Below are 21,444 nucleotides of genomic sequence, written 5' to 3'. Positions count from 1 at the left end.
CGTAAGCGCAATGTGCAAATTCTTGCAAGTATGAATAAACAAATGCCTACTATAAGATAGATTCAGTTAACAGTTTTTCTGTGCCATCGAGACCTTTTTTCTCCACATTCGAAAACACTTAAACAATTGTGTATATACAAATAAACCTCACAAAACACAGTCATGTTGCAAAGTAACAAAAAATTGAAAATTTACTAAAGAGGAATGCCATGGACTTCAAAATGTTCACGCAACTGTTCAATCACATTGATCAGGCAACAAAAACATACGTTACAGACATTTCCTCCAACGCAATTGCTACAATTACACCTTTCGTATCAGTCGGTCTCAGCATCACTTTCATTATATATGGGTGGCTTATTATGCGTGGTGCAATAGACATGCCACTCTCTGGATTCCTAAGCCGTTGCCTGCGAGTGAGTATTATTACTTCAATTGCATTAACTGCAGGACTTTATCAACCAGAAATCACGAATATAATAACAACAATGCCCCATGACTTGTCAGCCGCGCTCATAAATAATCCACCACAGGACAAACAATTAGCTAGCTTGATTGATAAAGTTGCCGAAAGAGGGTTCGAAAGTGCAAGCAAAGCTTTTGAAGAAGCTGCTTTCTTAGATGCTGATGGGCTCCTTTACGGCCTCTTTGGTATTCTTATCTTGCTTGCAACAAGCTTCCTCGCAGCAATAGGTGGTGCGTTCATCTTGCTAGCAAAAATCGCACTTGCTCTGCTGGTGGGACTCGGACCACTTTTCATCGTTGCCTTGCTTTGGCAACCAACTTATCAGTTTTTCGAAAGATGGATCGCTCAAATCTTAAATTATACAATTTTCTTGGTACTCATAGCAATCATATTTAGTCTGATGATGGAAATCTTTGCAAATTATATGACCGATCTGAAATTCGACGGAAAACAAAATGTGGGTTATGCGCTTGGTGGAGCCCTCATCTTATCCATTATCTCTATTGTACTATTGTTTAAGCTATCAAGCATTGCTAATTCTTTGGCAAAAGGTGTTACATTTAGACACCTCTGGAGATATTAGATAGTGCAAGAAACAATGTAACCGATAATATCCGCATAAGCAAATAACCAGAATATTCCAATAGCACAGTAAAAAATATCTGCACTATGACTGAACATTTCCATAAACAATAAAGAAATAATAAACACAATTATAGGCAATATATTTTATAATCAAAATTGAAATAATGACAAAAAAATGATACAAGCATACATTACAGTTGTAAAATAGGAGTATGAAAATGAAAAAAATCGTTTTTGCAATTTTGATTGCGAATTTTCTATCCGCTTGCGGATTAGCTCCAAAGCCAAAGCAACCAAGTAATTGGAACCGTGTACCGATTAATAAAACAGTCCCTGCCGAAATTCAGCGAGGAACCATATGAAAAAACAAGTTAAACCAGTAAAAGCTCAACAACTTAACAGTTATTATGAAGAAAGCAGAGGCTTAGAACGTGGACTCATAAACAAATTTGTGAAATTAGCGATGTAATTGTCCATCCTTCTAAAATATGAAATAATTAAAAGGAGTAAAATATGAAAAGGCTGTTTATTGCAGCGGTAATAAGTGTATTTTCTGGAATACCAAGCTACGGAGAAGAACATCTATTTTATAAACCAGTAGGCGTTGAACAAAAATCTCTTACGGTAGCTGATTATGAATTACAAACAGTCAATGTGAGTTATCCAGTTAAATCCGATTCTGAGATAGAGTTATTGAAAGAACAAATTGAGTCTCTAGATAAAATGCGTTATTCTATAACCGGCACCAGAACAAGAAGTCGAGTATATAACGATGATGATGGTGAATTATTTTTTCTAAACCCACAGCTTATTTATAATGATAAAAAACAGACAGAGCTCGGTAAGAAAATTCCCCAACTCTTCAAAGAAATGGTAAAAGACGAAAATTATCTTCGCACTTCTTCTGTCCAAGACGCACGAGAAACTATTGATGAGCGCAGCCAATATGCAACAATTATCAGTAAAGCTATATCTCTACATATTTTTCAGGAAATAGAAAATCGTTTTGAGAAAATCGCAGGAATGTTGCTTACCCTTGATAAAATGACTGATTTAAAAGGTGTAGAAGAAATGAAAACGCGCATGAACGGTATGCTAGCTATGATTCAAAATGAATCGACGAAGCTACAAATGGTCATACATTCACACGACATTGAAAAAACACTCATTCAAAGATTAAAGCGTAAGCGCAATGTGCAAATTCTTGCAAGTATGAATAAACAAATGCCTACTATAAGATAGATTCAGTTAACAGTTTTTCTGTGCCATCGAGACCTTTTTTCTCCACATTCGAAAACACTTAAACAATTGTGTATATACAAATAAACCTCACAAAACACAGTCATGTTGCAAAGTAACAAAAAATTGAAAATTTACTAAAGAGGAATGCCATGGACTTCAAAATGTTCACGCAACTGTTCAATCACATTGATCAGGCAACAAAAACATACGTTACAGACATTTCCTCCAACGCAATTGCTACAATTACACCTTTCGTATCAGTCGGTCTCAGCATCACTTTCATTATATATGGGTGGCTTATTATGCGTGGTGCAATAGACATGCCACTCTCTGGATTCCTAAGCCGTTGCCTGCGAGTGAGTATTATTACTTCAATTGCATTAACTGCAGGACTTTATCAACCAGAAATCACGAATATAATAACAACAATGCCCCATGACTTGTCAGCCGCGCTCATAAATAATCCACCACAGGACAAACAATTAGCTAGCTTGATTGATAAAGTTGCCGAAAGAGGGTTCGAAAGTGCAAGCAAAGCTTTTGAAGAAGCTGCTTTCTTAGATGCTGATGGGCTCCTTTACGGCCTCTTTGGTATTCTTATCTTGCTTGCAACAAGCTTCCTCGCAGCAATAGGTGGTGCGTTCATCTTGCTAGCAAAAATCGCACTTGCTCTGCTGGTGGGACTCGGACCACTTTTCATCGTTGCCTTGCTTTGGCAACCAACTTATCAGTTTTTCGAAAGATGGATCGCTCAAATCTTAAATTATACAATTTTCTTGGTACTCATAGCAATCATATTTAGTCTGATGATGGAAATCTTTGCAAATTATATGACCGATCTGAAATTCGACGGAAAACAAAATGTGGGTTATGCGCTTGGTGGAGCCCTCATCTTATCCATTATCTCTATTGTACTATTGTTTAAGCTATCAAGCATTGCTAATTCTTTGGCAAAAGGTGTTACATTTAGACACCTCTGGAGATATTAGATAGTGCAAGAAACAATGTAACCGATAATATCCGCATAAGCAAATAACCAGAATATTCCAATAGCACAGTAAAAAATATCTGCACTATGACTGAACATTTCCATAAACAATAAAGAAATAATAAACACAATTATAGGCAATATATTTTATAATCAAAATTGAAATAATGACAAAAAAATGATACAAGCATACATTACAGTTGTAAAATAGGAGTATGAAAATGAAAAAAATCGTTTTTGCAATTTTGATTGCGAATTTTCTATCCGCTTGCGGATTAGCTCCAAAGCCAAAGCAACCAAGTAATTGGAACCGTGTACCGATTAATAAAACAGTCCCTGCCGAAATTCAGCGAGGAACCATATGAAAAAACAAGTTAAACCAGTAAAAGCTCAACAACTTAACAGTTATTATGAAGAAAGCAGAGGCTTAGAACGTGAACTCATAAACGAATTTATAAAATCGCGTAAGACGGCATGGCGTGTCGCAGGTGCTGTTGGCATTTTTGGGTTGTTTGGCATGATATGTGGAGTCGTTGGCTTCTCCCAACCAGCTCCAACGCCCTTGGTGCTACGCGTTGATAACACCACTGGCGCGGTCGATGTCATTTCTATAATGCGCGAGCATGAAACCAGCTATGGTGAAGTTGTAGACAGATATTGGCTCAATCAATATGTCCTTAATCGTGAAACTTACGACTACGACACTATTCAGCTAAACTATGACACAACAGCGCTTTTAAGTGCGGGAGCTGTTCAACAGGAATTTTATAAAATTTATGAAGGTGAAGATGCCCGTGATAAAGTGCTTTCTAACAAGGCACGTATCACAGTTAAAGTACGCTCGATCCAACCCAATGGACGTGGTCAAGCAACAGTGCGTTTCACCACACAACAACATGAAAGCAGTGGCGCAGTTGGGCCAAAACAACACCAAATCGCAACAATTGGTTATACTTATGTTGGTGCACCAATGAAATCATCTGATCGATTGCTTAATCCCCTTGGCTTCCAAGTAACAAGTTACCGTGCTGATCCGGAAATACTGTTGAATAATTAAGGGATTGATTGTTATGAAAAAAATTGTGTTCGTTGCTCTACTGTTTTCGTTTTCCTCTCTTTATACACTACCTGTACAAGCACTTAAGACCCCATCTCATTCACAATATGATCACCGCATTCGCTATGTCATGTATAATGTAGCTGATGTAGTTCAAATTGAAACTGTTCTCGGTGTGGCAACACATATTATCCTTGAAGAAGGCGAACAGTATATCACACATGCTTTTGGTGATTCGGATGCCTATGCCTTTGCCCATAAGGGACGGCATATCTTTATCAAGCCCAAAGCAGAACTTGCTAATACCAATCTCATTGTTGTAACTGACAAACGGAGCTATAAATTTCGACTACAATTTAGAAATGACCGTGCTGGAGCAACCTACGAATTAGCTTTCCATTATCCCGATACAAATACCCAAAAATTAGATGAGAATACTCATCGCCTTGCTATTGAACGTGGTTTTCACCAAGGGGTGAAAGGTTATAACCTAAGCTACACCATGAGTGGTAACCAAGATATTGCTCCGATAAACGCTTGGGACAATGGACGTATTACCTATTTCAAATTTCCTGCCAACATGGACATGCCATCAATTTACGTAGTAGACGCTGAAGGCAATGAAAGCTTAATACCACGGACCGTTGTAGGTAGTTCCAATGATATTATTGCCGTTCATAAAGTAAATCCTAAGTGGCTCATACGGCTTGGCAAACGTGCTTTAGCTATTTTTAATGAAGCCTATGATCCCAATGGTATACCAAACACAACTGGGACAATATCTTCGGTGGTTCATCGCGTTAATAAAGGAGGAAAGTAATGTTTGGCGACAAGAAAGGGGATGAAATCAACAAAAATGCTGAACCAGGCTATATTGAGCAAAGACATATTGAAGGTGCATATGGGAGCTCTGAATTAGGTTTAGAGCGCCGTCCAACGATTCCTGGTGCACGTGCATTATTAATGATAGGACTGGTTGTCATAATAGCAGTACCAATTGCTTTGACTTGGAAAGCTTTAAAAATGCGTAATAGCGCAGAAGTTGAAGAAGAAAAGCCTCAACAGACGGTACAGCAAATTATACCAAGTTATACCCCTCGTGTTATAGAAGAACCGAAAGTTGTAGAAGAGAATGAAAAAACAACACCAGCAGAAGACACAACATCGGAACTTCCTGCAGCTTTAACGAAACTTCTCCAAACAACGATTCCACCACATTTGATGCAAGATGCTGAAGAATTGGCACGCAAGCGCATGTTCAGTTCTGGTCTAAACAACGGTGGCAGTAGTGAAGGCTCTGCAGAAAGTTCAAAGAATAAAGCATCTAACAATGATCAAAATAGCGGTGTACTATTCGATAACCTACAGCCGGTACGATTAGGCCAATCCTATGCTGCGCAACTCCATAATCGTGATCTCTTGATTACGCAGGGAACGCAGATAGATTGCACATTAGAGACGAAGATTATTACCACACAACCAGGCATGACAACATGTCATTTAACACGCGATGTTTATTCTACGAGTGGCCGGGTTGTTTTGCTCGATCGTGGTTCTAAGGTCATTGGTTTTTACCAAAGCGGCATACAGCAAGGGCAAACGCGTGTTTTCGTACAATGGTCACGTATTGAAACACCTTCCGGTGTTATCGTCAATCTTGACTCACCTGGTACTGGCCCCCTTGGAGAAGCTGGTATCGGTGGTTGGGTCGATACGCATTTTTGGCAACGGTTTGGTGGAGCAATCATGGTAAGCATAATCGGTGATTTAGGAGAATGGGTAAAGGATAAAATCTGGCGAAGAGGTAAGGAAAATAAAGAGGACAAAGAGAATAAAGAACAAGCACTGCCCCAGGGCGTGCAAAATGCTCAATCGATAGTGAATGATGTTCTTCAAAACTCCATTAACATTCCACCAACACTTTATAAAAATCAAGGCGAGCGAGTGAATATTTTTGTTGCTCGAGATTTGGATTTCAGTGATGTCTACAGCCTCGTTACACGTTAATAAAATACAGAAAGATCAGGCAGTTGCACAGCTTCTGCAACCGCTTGATTGTTTCTTAGAAGATCCCAAAATCACTGAATTATCAATTTGCCGCCCCTGTGAAGTGTGGACAAAAAGCTTTGAGGGTTGGCAGGTACATAACGTACCAGAATTAACGATGGCTTTTTTGCAAACGCTTATTAGAGCTCTTATCGTTTATAATGGTATGGCTCCCAGAAGCATTAATTATGTGCGCTTGCCTGGTGGGCAACGTGGTACAATTGTACAAACGCCGGCTGTCATTGATGGTGCACTATCTTTTGTGATTCGCAAGCATTCTCTCACGGTTAAGACACTAGAGGAACTTGAGAAGGAAGGTGCATTTAATGGTTTTACCGATGTAAGCTTTAATAAGCCTTCAGAAAAAGAAGCAAATAGCTTGTTATCCAAGCAAGATTTCACACGACTAGAGCCATTTGAAGTACAACTTTTAAGTCTTAAACGTGAGAGAAAAATTCTTGAATTTTTGGAACAGTGTGTACTCTACAAACGCAATATCATCATTGCTGGAAAAACGGGATCGGGTAAAACAACATTTGCTCGCTCACTCATTGAAAAAGTTCCCGTAGAAGAACGTATTATCACCATTGAGGATGTTCATGAACTTTTTCTACCTAATCATCCCAATCATGTACATATGCTTTATGGTAATGGTGCAGGTCGTGTTTCTGCTGATGAGTGCTTAGATGCATGTTTGCGTCAGTCGCCTGACCGTATTTTTCTTGCCGAATTGCGTGGCAACGAAGCGTGGGAATATCTCAACTCATTGAATACTGGGCATCCAGGATCAATTACAACAACACACGCCAACAATGCTTTGCAAACGTTTGAGCGATGTGCCACACTGATCAAAAGATCAGAAATTGGCCGTCAACTTGATATAGAAATGATAAAGATCGTGCTTTACACGACAGTAGATGTGGTGTTGTTCTTCAAAGATAGAAAACTCTCTGAAGTCTTTTATGATCCAATTTTTTCTAAATCGAAGATTGTTTAAGGGAACTCTTCAGTATTATACAGACAATAACAGCCGTGACAATTTGTTGCGGCTTTTTATAGACCTTTTGAAATAAACCTTCATGCTCTCATAACAAAAGAGATAAAAAATTGATGATACGACTCTATGAGAAAAGATAAATCCACACAAAACTCTTATTGCTTTTGATTGTTTTACTCATTTTTTGAAAAGCATATTTTTTATGCAAAAAGAGGAATAGCTCTTAATTTACATATCAATGAAGATTCTATGAAATATTTGTCATCATAAAAGCAATAACTTATCGTTTAAAATTCTATATTTCACTTTCTCGTCATCAACATAGCTGCTTGTTAATCAAAAAATGCCTTTATAGAGTCTACCAACACGAACAACTCAGTCGCATTATAAACAATTAAGCAGCAACAAATCACATGTCAATTTTCTCAGAGAGAATATATTACCTCTCATTATCTTGTGGTTACGAGCAATTGCCATTGAAGTTCTCTTCGCGCCATATTTTATTTTGTAAAAAAACATACTTACATCTGAAAATATCTTGAAAGCAATTCACTGTTTTTTATGCAAACTGATCCTACTTTTATAGTTTATGCTTTAGCATAATTTTGCAATATTATAGACCACTTCCTAATTACAGAAACACTTATGTATTGTAAACTTTCGCTTGAAAAACATACACAACCTGTCTTTCCTATTCAAAAGCTATGAGATAATGAATGCAATAATAAACGTGATGAATTATTGATGCTATTAGCTAAAGTTCATTTCTCATGCTAAGAAATAGCTTTTATACCAAAAAATAAATAAAAAAGTATTTTGGTTGTGCAAACAAATTTCTTTCACTTTTATAGAAGCAACAATAAAGTTTAATGATAAAATAAAAACCTAAACGATAGCAAAAATTCCCCTTTTTTATAGAACAATGTAAAAGAATATAAACTGAGCCTCCATAAAGATTTATCAGGATCAAGCATAATTTCTCTGAAAACTGAAACCATTCAGGCAATAATAAATTCTTTACAGCTTATTGTTGGCATTCAAGATATATTTCTGAATGAGACATCTCTTTTGTTAAAAAGAAGAAGCATCCTTTTTAAGAAGCGATAAAAACTATTTTTGATGCGCATATAAAAGCCAATAAGCTTTTATAGATTTAATCCTGTGTATCATCCCAAAGAGCTTAAAAAGCACGCATACTTTCTTGCTTTTCACATTCCGCTTATAAGGGATAAATTTCTAAAGGCACCACTCAACCATGAGTTTTTAATCTCAGCAATTGCCTTTGCGGGATTGAGCCCCTTTGGGACAAGTTTGCGCACAATTCATAATCCTATGGCACCGATAAAGGCGGAAGGGAACCTCTCAAATTATCGAAACCCTCACCACACATTTCATCACGAGAGTAAGCCAATCTAAGCGATAAGCTTGGAGCAAAATAGCTGGCTCCAAAGGGCGATCACCATTCCACCAATAACTGGGACATGAAGTCTGACAACAGACGCACAGAATACATTCATAAAGACTCTCTTTGGGACAAAAAATACAAAAATAGGGAGCCCCCCCTACTTTACCCTCATGAACAGATGAACTTTTAAAGACGGCGTTCAACCATGAGTTTTTTAATCTCAGCAATTGCCTTTGCAGGATTGAGCCCCTTTGGACAAGTTTGCGCACAATTCATAATCGTATGGCACCGATAAAGGCGGAAGGGATCCTCTAAATTATCGAGACGCTCACCACACATTTCATCACGAGAATCAGCAATCCAGCGATAAGCTTGGAGCAAAATAGCTGGCCCCAAATATCGATCGCCATTCCACCAATAACTGGGACATGAAGTCTGACAACAGGCGCACAAAATACATTCATAAAGACCATCAATTTTTTGCCGGTCAGAATGACTTTGTAACCATTCTTTAGCAGGTTCAGGTGAAACGGTTTGCAGCCAAGGTTCAATCACACGATGTTGTGCATAAAAGCGCTTTAAATCAGGAACCAAATCTTTAACTACCGGCATAGAAGGCAAAGGATAGACCTTAATGGGATGCTTTACATCATCCATACCTTTGGTACAAGCCAGCGTATTGGCTCCATCAATATTCATAGCACACGAACCACAAATACCTTCACGGCATGATCGACGAAGTGTTAAAGTTGGATCAATATGATTCTTAATAAACAAAAGCCCATCCAGAATCATAGGACCACAAGCGGAGCGATCTACATAATAGGTATCCAGATGCGGATTCTCCTCATCATCCGGTGACCAACGATAAACATGAAATTCTGTTAGTTGTGTAGCACCTTCAGGTTTAGGCCACACCTTTCCTGGTTTTACCTGAGAATTTTTGGGAAGCTTAATTTGTACCATAATCCATTCTCCCCTCAGTAAACACGTTTTTTAGGTGCAATGCGCTTTAAGTCGATACCACCATCTGCTTCAGATGTTAATGGATCAATATGGACAGGTCGATAGGATAAAGTCACCTTCCCATCTTTGGACAAATGAGAAAGCGTATGTTTACGCCAATTTTTATCGTCCCGCTCTGGATAATCTTCACGTGCATGAGCACCCCGACTTTCTAAACGCGCTTCTGCAGAATAAACAGTGGTAATTGCATTGGCCATCAGATTCTCAAGCTCTAATGTTTCGACCAAATCAGAATTCCATATCAATGAGCGATCCGTGACTTTAAGATCAGCTAATTCACCCCAAATTTGACTTATTCTTCGACATCCTTGTTGCAACGAATCTTCGGTACGGAAGACAGCAGCATCTTCTTGCATAGTGCGCTGCATTTTTTCACGCAATACAGCTGTTGGCATTGTTCCTCGAGCAAACCGCAATCGATCAAAACGCGCGATAATTTCGTCAACAGCAACCTCATTAAGAGGAGGAATTTCCGCATCTCGATCAATTACTTCACCAGCACGAATTGCAGCGGCACGACCAAACACGACCAAATCAATTAATGAATTTGATCCCAAACGATTAGCGCCGTGAACAGAGGCACATCCAGCCTCGCCCACCGCCATCAAACCTGGTTGAACACGATCAGGCGAATCAGCGGTTGGATTGAGAACTTCTCCGTAATAATTGGTAGGAATACCGCCCATATTATAATGCACTGTTGGAAGGATGGGGATCGGTTCTTTTGTCACATCAACTCCTGCGAAAATCCGTGCTGATTCAGAAATCCCTGGTAAACGTTCATGCAAGATAGCAGGATCAATATGACTGAGGACCAAATGGATATGGTCCTTTCTTGGACCAACGCCGCGCCCTTCACGAATTTCAAGGGTTATACAGCGTGAAACCAAATCCCGCGAAGCCAAATCTTTAAAGGAAGGTGCATAGCGTTCCATAAAGCGCTCACCTTCAGAATTGATCAAATAGCCTCCCTCACCACGCGCGCCTTCTGTAATTAAGCAACCCGAACCATAAATCCCTGTAGGATGAAATTGCACAAATTCCATATCTTGAAGTGGTAATCCAGCACGGGCGATCATTCCCCCACCATCACCCGTACAGGTATGAGCTGATGTTGCTGAAAAATAAGCACGTCCATAGCCACCGGTTGCCAGAACAACCATCTTGGCAGAAAAACGGTGTATTGTACCATCATCAAGGTTCCACGCTACAACCCCTGTACACACACCATCAGTCATAATGAGATCAAGCGCAAAATATTCAATAAAGAATTGTGCATTATGTTTTAAACTCTGTCCATAAAGGGTATGCAAAATGGCATGTCCCGTGCGATCAGCCGCCGCACAAGTCCTCTGCACAGGTGGACCTTCACCAAATTGTGTTGTATGCCCACCAAAGGGACGTTGATAAATTTTACCTTCTTGCGTCCGTGAAAAAGGCACCCCATAATGTTCTAATTCATAGACAGCAGCAGGGGCGTTCCGTACCAAATATTCCATTGCATCGGTATCGCCCAACCAATCAGATCCTTTCACGGTATCATATAAATGCCACTGCCAATTATCAGGCCCCATATTGGAAAGCGAGGCGGCAATACCACCTTGTGCAGCAACCGTATGCGACCGTGTAGGAAAAACTTTTGTGATACAGGCTGTTTTTAATCCCTGCTCTGCCATCCCAAGTGTTGCCCGCAAACCAGCACCACCTGCGCCAACAACAACGACATCGAATTTATGATCTACAGTGCAATAAGGGGCATTACCTGCTCTAGCACCAAGAGATGATCCTGTACTCGCCATACTGCTTAACCCCCTAACGCAATTTTCAAAAGAGCAAAAATGATAACTCCCCCCAAAACAAAACAAAACAAAATGTTTAATGCCAAAAAGAATATCCGGAAACCTTCACGTGGAATATAATCTTCAATAACCACCTGCATTCCAAGCTTCATATGATAAAGGACTGAAACAGCGAACAACCCCATTAAAATAGCCACGACAGGATGAGCAAGCCGTGCACGCACAGTGCTATAATCTGCTCCAACCAGTGAGAGAATAAGAACAATAAAAAAGACTAAAAGTGGTAGATTTATAAAACCTGTCAACCGCTGCAACCAAAAATGCTCTGTTCCCTCATGTGCACTTCCACGTCCACGTACTTTGGCAAGTTCCGTTCGAAAATCTTTTTTCATAGCCCTCTCCACCCCCAGCTAAACAATGTTATATCCAACAATCCAAATCGTAAGAGTAACAATAAGAGAAATAAACACTGTTGCCCAGGCAGTTACAGTTGCCTTTTTTTTATCTAAAAGGCAAGGTTTCAGATCCCAAACAATATGACGAAGTCCGCCCACCATGTGATGAACCCCAGCAAGGGTATAAAGAAACAAGATACAAAGCCCAGGCAAAGAACTATAAATCTCCTGAATTGTTTTAAATGCCTCAGCTCCACAAGCCACCGCCATTAACCAAAGAGCGAGAAAGACCATTCCAAAATAAAGAGCCATACCGGTGATACGATGTGCAATTGACATAGCCATCGTAATGGTCCAACGATAAATACTTATATGAGGAGAACGAGGGCGCTCTTTTATCCTAATTGTTTCTGCCATAAAATATCCTGACCTGGCTTTTACTACAACCTCATCATGACGATGCACCCCCATGATGAGCGATAAGGTTCGCACAAAATGACTGGATTCATGATCATTTCCATTTATTTGGCATTTCAAAATGCCAATATTACAGGTCGGTTGTCTCAAATAACGGATTAAAGGTCACGCATAAAAAAACCGATTGTTTTACCAACATGTATCCGTAAAACAGGCTTTAATCTAATACAATTTTACTCTCACGTCAAAGGTCTAACATCATTTCACAAAATAAAACATACATTTTTCCAAGCATATTGATGCCTATTTTTAAATACCAACAATATCGCCAAAAGAACTTGAGTTTCACACTATAATTTAAGAGAAACAAAATACAGAGACTTTGAGAGGCCTAACATTTTTAGGCATCCTCAAAGCCACTCCTTTAACTGGATATACGAATCATGCAGGATAAAAATATGTAATATAAAGTCACTCTTGCACAAATTTCAGCGACAAGCAGTCTTTATTCAGCGGCTTGCGTTGATGCCTCTTCACTGACAGCTGCGGCTTTTGCGATTTCAGCAACCTTTTCACTTTTTTTGCGGTAATCTCTCTTTTCAGCGATACGTGCAGCTTTACCTCTCAAACCACGAAGATAATAGAGCTTTGCACGGCGTACTTTACCGCGGCGCACCAGCTCAACCCCCTCAATAAGAGGAGAATAAACCGGAAAGACCCGTTCAACGCCTTCACCATAAGAAATCTTGCGCACAGTGAACGTTTCATTCAACCCACCACCTGAACGTGCAATACAAATTCCTTCATAAGCTTGAACACGGGTACGTGTTCCTTCGGTCACGCGCACCATAACACGAACGGTATCTCCTGGTTTAAAAGCAGGCAGTTGGCGTTTTGCTTCAATTTTTGCACATTGTTCAGCTTCGAGCTGTGCGATAATATTCATTTCCTTTATCCTTCATGTTCTTTATCGAACAGTCAGAGCGCTCAACTCTTGCCGAAAAAAGCTCTCTCATACAAAGAAAAGAAGTTCTTTAGGCTATGCATTACACAGGAGCGAATACACCATTCCTTGATTTTAATTTTGGAACTACAGAAAAACCTTATATAAAAATTCTCTAAAAAGAGAGCCATGCAATACACCACCTTACAATATGAATCAAGTTTTATGACGATTTTTCTCATAACGCACATAAAGATCAGGACGACGTTGAAGTGTTAACAATTCAGCTTGTTGTTGGCGCCAATCAGCAATAGCTTTGTGATGTCCTGATGTTAACACCGGTGGGATAGCGCGTCCTTCAAAAAGAGCAGGACGCGTATACTGAGGATGTTCCAGCAAACCATTCTCAAAACTTTCCCATTTTGCAGAAGCCTCATTACCCATCACACCAGGGAGAAGACGTATAATAGCATCCAAAAGAACCAATGCCGCCGTTTCACCCCCTGAAAGAATATAATCTCCAATGGATACCTCTTCCAATTTCCGCGCTTCTATGACCCGTTCATCGACACCTTCAAAACGTCCACAAACCAATGTCACACCCGTCTCACACGCGAGAGAACGTGCATAATTTTGATCAAAAGGTCGCCCACGAGGACTCATCAACAACCGTAGCGAATCATTTGGACAACTATCCAATGCAGCCGCTAACACATCCGCCCGCATCACCATACCAGCTCCCCCACCAGCTGGTGTATCATCAACACTATGGTGTTTATCCAAAGCAAAATCTCTAATCTGCACTGTCTCCAATGACCATATGCCTCGGGCTAAAGCTTGTCCAGCTAAAGAATAACCCAAAAAACCAGGAAACATTTCAGGATAAAGTGTTAAAATGCGCGCTTGAAACTTCATTTTTTCATTCTTTCATCTCTAGCTTGTAATCCTAAGCCGTACAAAACCAACACCAACCAGCTCATACTCAATGCCATGATATTTATTCAAAGCAAAAGCACCCATAGACTCTGCGTCCCAGCCCCACATCCCCTACTGTAAAATTTATCCTGCTTAAGAAAGACATCTTTACATGCCTTCATTTTTCCTTTTTATTTTGTACTTTCATTGTTATTTTTTGGAGTTCCAGGTGATTTATTCTTTTCTCATATATCACTTAAACCAGCTGCCACTGGATCAACAACCAAAAAGCCAGCAGCAAGGCAAATTTCTGGCACAGCTGCCTTACTAAAGGGAATAAGCACAGTTTTACCCGTATTCAACCGCATTTCAAGCAAATCACCAGCGCCAAAATTAAAAAAACCACTCACCTCGCCCAAGATTTGACCAACACCATCTTGAATACTAAGCCCTATTAAATCGGCTTGATAAAATTCATCCTCCGTTAAATCCTCTACCAATTGATCTCGACTAACATAGAGGCGAATCCCTTTTAAAGCCTCGGCAGCATTGCGATTTTCAATTCCTTTAAAATGCACAATCGCATTGTTTTTTTGCATGCGAAGCGTTACAATTTCATAACAGCGCCCCATATCATCATAAAGAGTACCGTAAGTTTTTAAATACTGCGGTTTATCACTTAAGATCTTAACCAAAACATCGCCTTTTATGCCATGGGCATGACCAATAATGGCAAGATAGACTTTATTTTTAAGCTTTTTTTGATTATACTTCATGCAAAAACATTATCTCTCACAAACGAATCCTTATAATCTAATAATTTTCTTTCAATCTTGTTGCCATATGAGACATATCTTTCTCAAAGTTTTTCTTGGTAACAAAGCAAATTAATACAAGGAGAAGTCTTATGGCAAATGTTATGCTATTTTACAAAGATATCACCCCAATCAACAAAGTTTCTCATAAAAACCTTAAATTTGCCCCTCCAAGTGATATGTCTTTCGCCAAAGACACCCACTGGGTTCCTTTAGCAAGTAGTGAATATTTTCAAGCAGCACTAGATTATCCCATTTTATTTATGTCCGCAGAAGACGAACAAAAGAAACGACATTATACATCTGCTGCTCTTGTTGGTCTTTCTAACGATGAAAATGATTATATAGACTCTGATAAGAGTTGGAAAACAAATACTTATGTTCCAGCTTTTGTCCGCCGCTATCCTTTTGTTCTTGCTCAACTGAGCAATGAAAAAGAGCTTTCTGTTTGCTTTGATCAAAAATCAGGCATGTTTAATGAAGTAACCGGCACAGAACTTTTTAATTCCGATGGTTCTATTTCTCCCTTTATGGAAGAGCGCATTCGTTTTCTTGAAAGCTTCAAAATCGCTATGGAAAAAACAGCTGAGTTTATTGACGCCCTTGTAGAGATGGATCTTCTCAGTCAAAAATCCATCAATGTGAAGAACGACAAAGGTCTTTCAGCGCAATTAGAGCACTTTTGGATTGTTGATGAAGAAAAACTGAATAAACTCTCCGCAAGTCAACTTGCAAAGCTCCATAAAAATGGCTTTTTAGGATTGATCTTTGCGCATCTTATGTCAACAAATAATCTTTTAAAGATACTCTCTCTCAAAGGTGAAAAACAGCTTGCCAATAGCGAAGTGCAATCACAAAATGAGAAAAGTGAAGAACCGACTAAGAAAGAGACCCTCAATTAAAAAATGTCCCTAAAAGATGATACGAGAAAAGATGAAAATATTCCTCTTATTCCAGCAGATCATGCTGTTTTGAGCGCAAGAAAAAATTGGCTGGATTGTCTGCTCGAAACACGTCGCATGGCTGTAAAAACAGTAGAAGCCTATGAACGTGATACGCGACAATTTTTGTCTTTTCTCTGTCAACATTTAGGACATAAACCAACCTTCAATGATCTTGCCAATTTGCGTGTTGTTGATTTGCGATCTTATTTGGCTTATCGGCGTGCGAGCAAGATAAGTACGCGTTCCTTGAGCCGAGGAATGGCGGGGTTGCGTTCTTTTTTCAGCTACTTATCTCGTGAAAGAATTGTCAACATTCCTGCTGCGAAGCTTGTTCGCACCCCAAAACACCCCAAATCCCTACCAAAACCTTTAGCGATAAAATCAGCACTGCATTTAGTAAAACAAGAAAATCAACAAGAAAATGAACCATGGATTATCGCTCGTAATACTGCTGTTTTCGTCCTCCTCTATGGCTGTGGAATACGGATATCTGAAGCTTTAAGCCTCACCCCCGAACAATTTTCTGACCCCCAGAAAAGAAGCTTATTCGTAACAGGCAAAGGAGGAAAAACGCGCCTTGTTCCTCTCATCAACGTTGTTCACGAAGCCGTACAAAATTATCTTAAATGCTGCCCATACCCTTTAGGAGACAACCAACCAATGTTCCGAGGTGCAAGGGGTGGCCCCCTACAAGCAGCCATCATTCAACGTGCTATGCGAAACTTACGAGCACAGCTTGGTTTACCAGAAACAGCAACGCCCCATACATTGCGCCATTCCTTTGCCACACATCTTTTATCAAGGGGAGGAGATTTACGCACGATTCAAGAACTTCTCGGCCATGCGAGTCTTTCCACCACCCAAGCCTATACCCACGTTGATACGGACCACTTATTGGAAATTTATCAAAAGGCGCACCCACGTTCTTGAAATATTTATCCAAAAAGAGAAAATAAAACCGATGTAATCTTAAGCGCCAAAGCACGAATACAGATTTACGAATCCATTCTATAAAACTGAGATACAATCACCCGATAGATTTCTGCGCTTTTTATATCTGAAAAAACTCTATTTCGCTCTTAAAAATTTTTGAACAAAAGTAAAATATTAAATCGATTCAACCTCAAGCGCTAAAGCATGCACACAGGTTGCAAGCTCTTTTTGTAAAACGTGATAAATCGCTCGATGGATTTCTACACGTGTCTTGCCTGCAAAAGCAGAAGAGAAAATTTTCACCCGAAAATGCGTTTCTCCTTTACCATCAAAAGCATGTTCATCATGTGGATGTCCCTCATGCAGATGGCTCTCATTAATCACCTCAAGTTTTTGTGGATGAAAAGCATCCTGAAGCTTCCTGTTAATTGTTGTTTGAACTGTTGTAGACATTTTTTATTCCTTCCTAAAATGCATGGTACAAAAGCATTTTTTTCACTAGCAAACGAATGTGAAAATAATTTTTTCAAAAGTCAATTCTTGTAAAATCAATCGATTTTGCATAAATCAAAGATATGACAATAACATCTAAATTATTCGACTCAATTCGAATCAGCTCCAATAAAAAACAAAAAGCTGAATCAGAAACACAACAGTGCCAATGGGAAGGGTGTGAAAAATCGGCATCCCATAAAGCACCAGCGGGCCGAAATCACGAAGGACAGTATCTCCATTTTTGCATTGAGCATGTGCGTGCCTATAACAAAAATTTTAATTATTTCTCTGGTCTTAGTGATAAAGATATTGCCAAGTTCCAAAAAGATGCTCTCACAGGGCATCGCCCAACGTGGCCGACGGATTTGAGCAATGGAACATCAAAAAAAACAGCTGCCAATTACGCACAAATTCGCTCTGGTACAGCTGCCTATCAAAATCGTATGCGTGATCCCTTCGCACTATTTACTGGGCGTCATGCAAGCAATAATGCATCGCGAAGGCTAAAACCTTTAGAAGCCAAAGCTTTTGATACCTTAGGGTTACCAGCAAACGCGACATCTGAAGATATTAAAGCAAAATATAAAGAGCTGGTAAAAAAGCATCATCCAGATTCCAATGGCGGTAACCGTTCTTCAGAGGAGCGCTTTCGCGATGTTTTACATGCCTATAATTTACTCAAAAAATCTGGTTTGTGCTAAAAAGCGTACATTCAAAGAGCTCTATTCTGTTCGAATTATAAAAAATGTAAAAGAGCAAGTCAGAAAACACCATCCTGTCTCTAATAGTGACAATCATTCTTTAAGAAGAGCGCTTTCGTGATGTTTTACACACCTATCATTTGCCCCTAAATTTGCTTTATGCTAAGGAAAATCGCACCTAACAACTTCACTCTTCATTCGAATGATCTCTGCTTTCGCAAAATATTATAAAACACGAAGAGTTTCTTTCACATTTAAGACTTTTACCATAGGGCATTGCATAAGTGCTTTAAGTCCTGTATCATTTTTTAACAACCGAAAATAGCGTTCTCTCCCTTCCAGAAAAACAATGACAAAGCTTACAGTTGAAAATGTGCCCGATACCATACTCTGCGCTCGTGATCTGTTTCACATTGATACGGATATGAAAGTTCCAGCCTTTAGTACGAAAAGCTCCCATGTTCCCGATGTAGATCCCGATTATCTTTTTGATCAGCAAACGACTTTAGCGATTTTAGCAGGTTTTGCATTTAACCGCCGTGTCATGGTTTCCGGCTATCACGGTACAGGTAAATCAACACATATTGAACAAGTTGCGGCACGTCTTAATTGGCCTTGTATCCGCATTAATCTCGACAGTCATGTAAGCCGTATTGATTTGGTAGGAAAAGATGCCATTGTTTTAAAAGATGGCTTACAAATCACTGAATTTAAAGAAGGTATTTTGCCATGGGCTTATCAAAACAATATTGCCCTCGTTTTCGATGAATATGATGCAGGACGTCCTGATGTTATGTTTGTCATCCAGCGCGTCCTTGAAGCATCTGGACGCCTAAGCCTACTTGATCAAAGCCGTGTCATCACGCCTCATCCAGCCTTTCGTCTTTTTGCTACTGCAAATACCGTTGGTCTTGGTGATACAACAGGGCTCTATCATGGTACACAACAAATCAATCAAGCACAAATGGATCGTTGGTCCATTGTAACGATCCTCAATTATTTACCCCATGATAAAGAAGTTGACATTGTTTGTTCCAAGGTCAAATCTTTTCAAACAACAGAGGGCAAAAAGACGATTTCACAAATGGTTCATGTTGCGGATATGGTACGTCAATCTTTTATCAATGGAGATCTTTCCACAGTCATGAGCCCGCGCACTGTCATTACGTGGGCAGAAAATACGACAATTTTTCAAAATACTGGTTTTGCCTTTCGGCTTACTTTTCTCAATAAATGTGATGAACTTGAACGTGCTATGGTCGCAGAATTTTATCAACGTGCCTTTGGAGAAGAGCTTCTCGAATCTCTCATTCACGGTGTTTCGCCTTAAGGAATATATCGATCATGGCTACCAATACTGGTGACCAAAAAAACCTAACAAATGACTCCTCCCACAGCGGCCTTGATGCTGAAGCTTTTAAAAAAGCGCTTTCCACTTGTATCCGTGCCATTGCTGGTACGCCCAACCTTGAAGTTTCCTTTAGCCATAACCGACCATCTTTAAGTGAAAAACACGCCTGTTTACCGGAACTCCCACAACAGGCAACAGATAAAGATATAACAATCCGCCGCGGATTAGGTGATTCCATGGCGCTACGCACAGCATGGCATGACACGCACATTCACCAACAATTTTCCCCACGAGAATCGGCAGCACGTGCTATCTTTGATGCTCTTGAGCAAACACGTGTTGAAGCAATCGGCACTTTAAGTATGGAAGGCATTGCACAAAATCTTGATGGCATGCTTGCTGATAAATATCAAAGAGCTCATTATCAAAAAATTACTAGCCAAAGTGAAGCCCCCATTCAAGAAGCAATTGCGCTTTTATTGCGCGAAAAAATAACAAAACGCCCTCCCCCTGAAGAAGCAGGATCCGTATTAGAGTTATGGCGTCAAGAAATTGAGCAAAAGGCTGCTAAACAACTCAATGAACTGACCCATCATATTCACGATCAACATGCATTTGCGCAGATTGTTCGCCAAATGCTTGTTGCATTAAAAATGGCGGCGCAATTTGAAGAAACATCGAGCAACATAAACAATCAAAAATCAACAAACGCGTGTGAACCGCCAAACAAAACAGACAACGAAAGCAAAAAACCAAAACACACTAAGAACGAAGAACAAGCCGCCACTGAACAAGAAAGTGACGTGCAAGACAAAGGAAAAACCAAAGCAACAAAGTCAAATGACAATCATAAAGATGCAAAAGAGCAAGAAAGAGGTTCTAGGCAAAAAGAATCGAATCACTCCAAACGTCTTTTTACTGTTTCAGAGCAAATAGAAAGACTTGCTGACTATAAAGTTTTCACCCGTCAGTTTGATGAAGTTTTGGAGGCGACGGATTTTTGTTCTGAAAGCGAATTGGATCACTTGCGTCGTTATCTTGATAGACAAATCAATCATCTGCAAAATATTGTTGGGCGCTTAGCAAATCGTCTACAACGCCGCCTTATGGCACAACAAAATCGCAATTGGACCTTTGACCTTGAAGAAGGATATCTCGATACCGCACGGCTTTCACGCCTGATCATTGATCCCATGCAACCCCTTTCTTTCAAAATGGAAAGCAATACCCAATTTCGCGATACCGTTGTTTCACTCCTCATTGACAATTCAGGCTCCATGCGAGGACGCCCCATTACAGTTGCAGCAAGTTGTGCGGATATTTTGGCACAAACTCTTGAACGTTGCGGTGTAAAAGTTGAAATTTTAGGCTTTACCACCAAAACTTGGAAAGGAGGACAATCGCGCGAACAGTGGCTTAGCCAAAACAAACCCAATCATCCTGGTCGCCTTAATGATTTATGCCACATAATCTATAAAAATGCTGATACCCCATGGCGTCGTGCACGACGCAATTTAGGTCTCATGATGCAGGAGGGATTATTGAAAGAAAATATCGACGGTGAAGCATTGATTTGGGCCCATCAACGCCTTTTAGCGCGACGTGAACAACGTCGCATTCTCATGGTCATTTCCGATGGAGCCCCTGTTGATGATTCAACACTATCGGTTAATTCCAGTAATTATTTAGAAAAACATTTACGCGCGGTGATTCAAGAAATCCAAACACACTCTCCTATAGAACTCATTGCCATTGGCATTGGTCACGATGTCACGCGCTATTACCGGCATGCTGTAACAATTATGAATGCCGAAGAACTCGCCAACGCTATAACAAAGCAATTAGAAGCCCTCTTTAGCAATAAAAACCCTCATTCTCTTAAGAAGCATTAAAAAACTTTGTGCTTTTTATTTTGCTCTCCCTC

Annotated in this window: 22 protein-coding genes and 2 pseudogenes; 15 read left to right on the top strand and 9 right to left on the bottom strand. The window is 39.8% G+C overall.

Going from position 1 to position 21,444, the window contains the following annotated elements; translation table 11 throughout:
• Nucleotides 1-209: 209 nt before the first annotated feature.
• From PVV69_RS07220 to virB11, 10 genes and pseudogenes are all read left to right on the top strand, one after another.
• Complete coding sequence (locus PVV69_RS07220) at nucleotides 210-1,049, top strand: type IV secretion system protein (protein WP_273756994.1); 840 nt, start codon at nucleotides 210-212, stop codon at nucleotides 1,047-1,049.
• A 220-nt stretch (nucleotides 1,050-1,269) separates the two neighbouring features.
• On the top strand, nucleotides 1,270-1,413 hold the full coding sequence (locus PVV69_RS07215; protein WP_273756993.1) for a lipoprotein: 144 nt from the start codon (nucleotides 1,270-1,272) through the stop codon (nucleotides 1,411-1,413).
• A pseudogene (locus PVV69_RS07210) lies at nucleotides 1,410-1,508 on the top strand (TrwG protein); the annotation flags it as partial. The gene PVV69_RS07215 and the pseudogene PVV69_RS07210, both read left to right, overlap by 4 nt.
• Nucleotides 1,509-1,564: 56 nt before the next feature.
• Complete coding sequence (locus PVV69_RS07205; RefSeq protein ID WP_273756995.1) at nucleotides 1,565-2,293, top strand: type IV secretion system protein; 729 nt, start codon at nucleotides 1,565-1,567, stop codon at nucleotides 2,291-2,293.
• A gap of 149 nt (nucleotides 2,294-2,442) precedes the next feature.
• Nucleotides 2,443-3,282, top strand: a complete 840-nt coding sequence (locus PVV69_RS07200) for a type IV secretion system protein (protein WP_273756994.1) — start codon at nucleotides 2,443-2,445, stop codon at nucleotides 3,280-3,282.
• 220 nt (nucleotides 3,283-3,502) lie between these two features.
• Nucleotides 3,503-3,646 (top strand): lipoprotein, encoded by a 144-nt coding sequence (locus PVV69_RS07195; protein WP_273756993.1) that lies wholly within the window; start codon nucleotides 3,503-3,505, stop codon nucleotides 3,644-3,646.
• On the top strand, nucleotides 3,643-4,338 hold the full coding sequence (locus PVV69_RS07190) for a virB8 family protein (protein WP_273719754.1): 696 nt from the start codon (nucleotides 3,643-3,645) through the stop codon (nucleotides 4,336-4,338). Before PVV69_RS07195 ends, PVV69_RS07190 begins: the two co-directional genes overlap by 4 nt.
• 13 nt (nucleotides 4,339-4,351) lie before the next feature.
• Nucleotides 4,352-5,158: a P-type conjugative transfer protein VirB9 gene (gene virB9, locus PVV69_RS07185; RefSeq protein WP_273719753.1), complete on the top strand. Its 807-nt coding sequence runs from the start codon at nucleotides 4,352-4,354 to the stop codon at nucleotides 5,156-5,158.
• A complete protein-coding gene (virB10, locus tag PVV69_RS07180) occupies nucleotides 5,158-6,345 on the top strand; it encodes a type IV secretion system protein VirB10 (RefSeq protein WP_273756992.1) in 1,188 nt (395 codons plus the stop codon). Before virB9 ends, virB10 begins: the two co-directional genes overlap by 1 nt.
• Nucleotides 6,317-7,381, top strand: a complete 1,065-nt coding sequence (virB11, locus tag PVV69_RS07175; protein WP_273719751.1) for a P-type DNA transfer ATPase VirB11 — start codon at nucleotides 6,317-6,319, stop codon at nucleotides 7,379-7,381. Before virB10 ends, virB11 begins: the two co-directional genes overlap by 29 nt.
• A gap of 1,208 nt (nucleotides 7,382-8,589) precedes the next feature.
• Here the strand turns inward: virB11 and PVV69_RS07170 are convergent.
• The 8 genes and pseudogenes from PVV69_RS07170 to rimM form a co-directional block, all read right to left on the bottom strand.
• A pseudogene (locus PVV69_RS07170) lies at nucleotides 8,590-8,908 on the bottom strand (4Fe-4S dicluster domain-containing protein); the annotation flags it as partial.
• 64 nt (nucleotides 8,909-8,972) lie between these two features.
• Nucleotides 8,973-9,752 carry a succinate dehydrogenase iron-sulfur subunit gene (locus tag PVV69_RS07165; protein ID WP_273756270.1) on the bottom strand — a complete coding sequence of 260 codons (780 nt, stop codon included), beginning with the start codon at nucleotides 9,750-9,752 and terminating at the stop codon, nucleotides 8,973-8,975.
• A 14-nt stretch (nucleotides 9,753-9,766) separates the two neighbouring features.
• Entirely contained in the window at nucleotides 9,767-11,611 is a 1,845-nt protein-coding gene (gene sdhA, locus PVV69_RS07160) for a succinate dehydrogenase flavoprotein subunit (protein WP_273719749.1), read from the bottom strand.
• A 5-nt stretch (nucleotides 11,612-11,616) separates the two neighbouring features.
• Entirely contained in the window at nucleotides 11,617-12,003 is a 387-nt protein-coding gene (sdhD, locus tag PVV69_RS07155) for a succinate dehydrogenase, hydrophobic membrane anchor protein (protein WP_273719748.1), read from the bottom strand.
• 18 nt (nucleotides 12,004-12,021) lie between these two features.
• Nucleotides 12,022-12,423, bottom strand: a complete 402-nt coding sequence (gene sdhC, locus PVV69_RS07150; protein ID WP_273756273.1) for a succinate dehydrogenase, cytochrome b556 subunit — start codon at nucleotides 12,421-12,423, stop codon at nucleotides 12,022-12,024.
• A 505-nt stretch (nucleotides 12,424-12,928) separates the two neighbouring features.
• Nucleotides 12,929-13,369 (bottom strand): 50S ribosomal protein L19, encoded by a 441-nt coding sequence (rplS, locus tag PVV69_RS07145; protein WP_273719746.1) that lies wholly within the window; start codon nucleotides 13,367-13,369, stop codon nucleotides 12,929-12,931.
• A 213-nt stretch (nucleotides 13,370-13,582) separates the two neighbouring features.
• A complete protein-coding gene (trmD, locus tag PVV69_RS07140; protein WP_273756269.1) occupies nucleotides 13,583-14,281 on the bottom strand; it encodes a tRNA (guanosine(37)-N1)-methyltransferase TrmD in 699 nt (232 codons plus the stop codon).
• A 245-nt stretch (nucleotides 14,282-14,526) separates the two neighbouring features.
• Nucleotides 14,527-15,057, bottom strand: coding sequence for a ribosome maturation factor RimM (gene rimM, locus PVV69_RS07135; protein WP_273756268.1), 531 nt, complete (start codon nucleotides 15,055-15,057; stop codon nucleotides 14,527-14,529).
• Between the two features lie 131 nt (nucleotides 15,058-15,188).
• Here rimM and PVV69_RS07130 point away from each other — a divergent pair, with 131 nt between their 5' ends.
• Both PVV69_RS07130 and PVV69_RS07125 read left to right on the top strand, forming a co-directional pair.
• Nucleotides 15,189-15,998, top strand: coding sequence for a SapC family protein (locus PVV69_RS07130; RefSeq protein WP_273719743.1), 810 nt, complete (start codon nucleotides 15,189-15,191; stop codon nucleotides 15,996-15,998).
• A 3-nt stretch (nucleotides 15,999-16,001) separates the two neighbouring features.
• Nucleotides 16,002-16,970: a tyrosine recombinase XerC gene (locus PVV69_RS07125; protein WP_273756267.1), complete on the top strand. Its 969-nt coding sequence runs from the start codon at nucleotides 16,002-16,004 to the stop codon at nucleotides 16,968-16,970.
• 177 nt (nucleotides 16,971-17,147) lie between these two features.
• Here PVV69_RS07125 and PVV69_RS07120 read toward each other — a convergent pair whose 3' ends face one another.
• A complete protein-coding gene (locus PVV69_RS07120) occupies nucleotides 17,148-17,426 on the bottom strand; it encodes a BolA family transcriptional regulator (RefSeq protein ID WP_273756266.1) in 279 nt (92 codons plus the stop codon).
• 122 nt (nucleotides 17,427-17,548) lie between these two features.
• On the opposite strand from PVV69_RS07120, the gene PVV69_RS07115 reads away from it, so the two are divergent.
• The 3 genes from PVV69_RS07115 (at nucleotide 17,549) to cobT (ending at nucleotide 21,412) form a co-directional block, all read left to right on the top strand.
• Nucleotides 17,549-18,169: a J domain-containing protein gene (locus PVV69_RS07115; protein WP_273756265.1), complete on the top strand. Its 621-nt coding sequence runs from the start codon at nucleotides 17,549-17,551 to the stop codon at nucleotides 18,167-18,169.
• A 349-nt stretch (nucleotides 18,170-18,518) separates the two neighbouring features.
• Nucleotides 18,519-19,499, top strand: a complete 981-nt coding sequence (gene cobS, locus PVV69_RS07110; protein WP_273756264.1) for a cobaltochelatase subunit CobS — start codon at nucleotides 18,519-18,521, stop codon at nucleotides 19,497-19,499.
• Nucleotides 19,500-19,513: 14 nt separating this feature from the next.
• Complete coding sequence (gene cobT, locus PVV69_RS07105; protein ID WP_273756263.1) at nucleotides 19,514-21,412, top strand: cobaltochelatase subunit CobT; 1,899 nt, start codon at nucleotides 19,514-19,516, stop codon at nucleotides 21,410-21,412.
• The last annotated feature ends 32 nt before the right edge of the window (nucleotides 21,413-21,444 follow it).

The sequence above is a fragment of the Bartonella sp. MM73XJBT genome, from assembly GCF_028618465.1.
Classification (GTDB): domain Bacteria; phylum Pseudomonadota; class Alphaproteobacteria; order Rhizobiales; family Rhizobiaceae; genus Bartonella.
The sequence above is the reverse complement of the archived record's forward strand: the minus strand, read 5'-3'. Positions and strand labels throughout refer to the sequence as shown.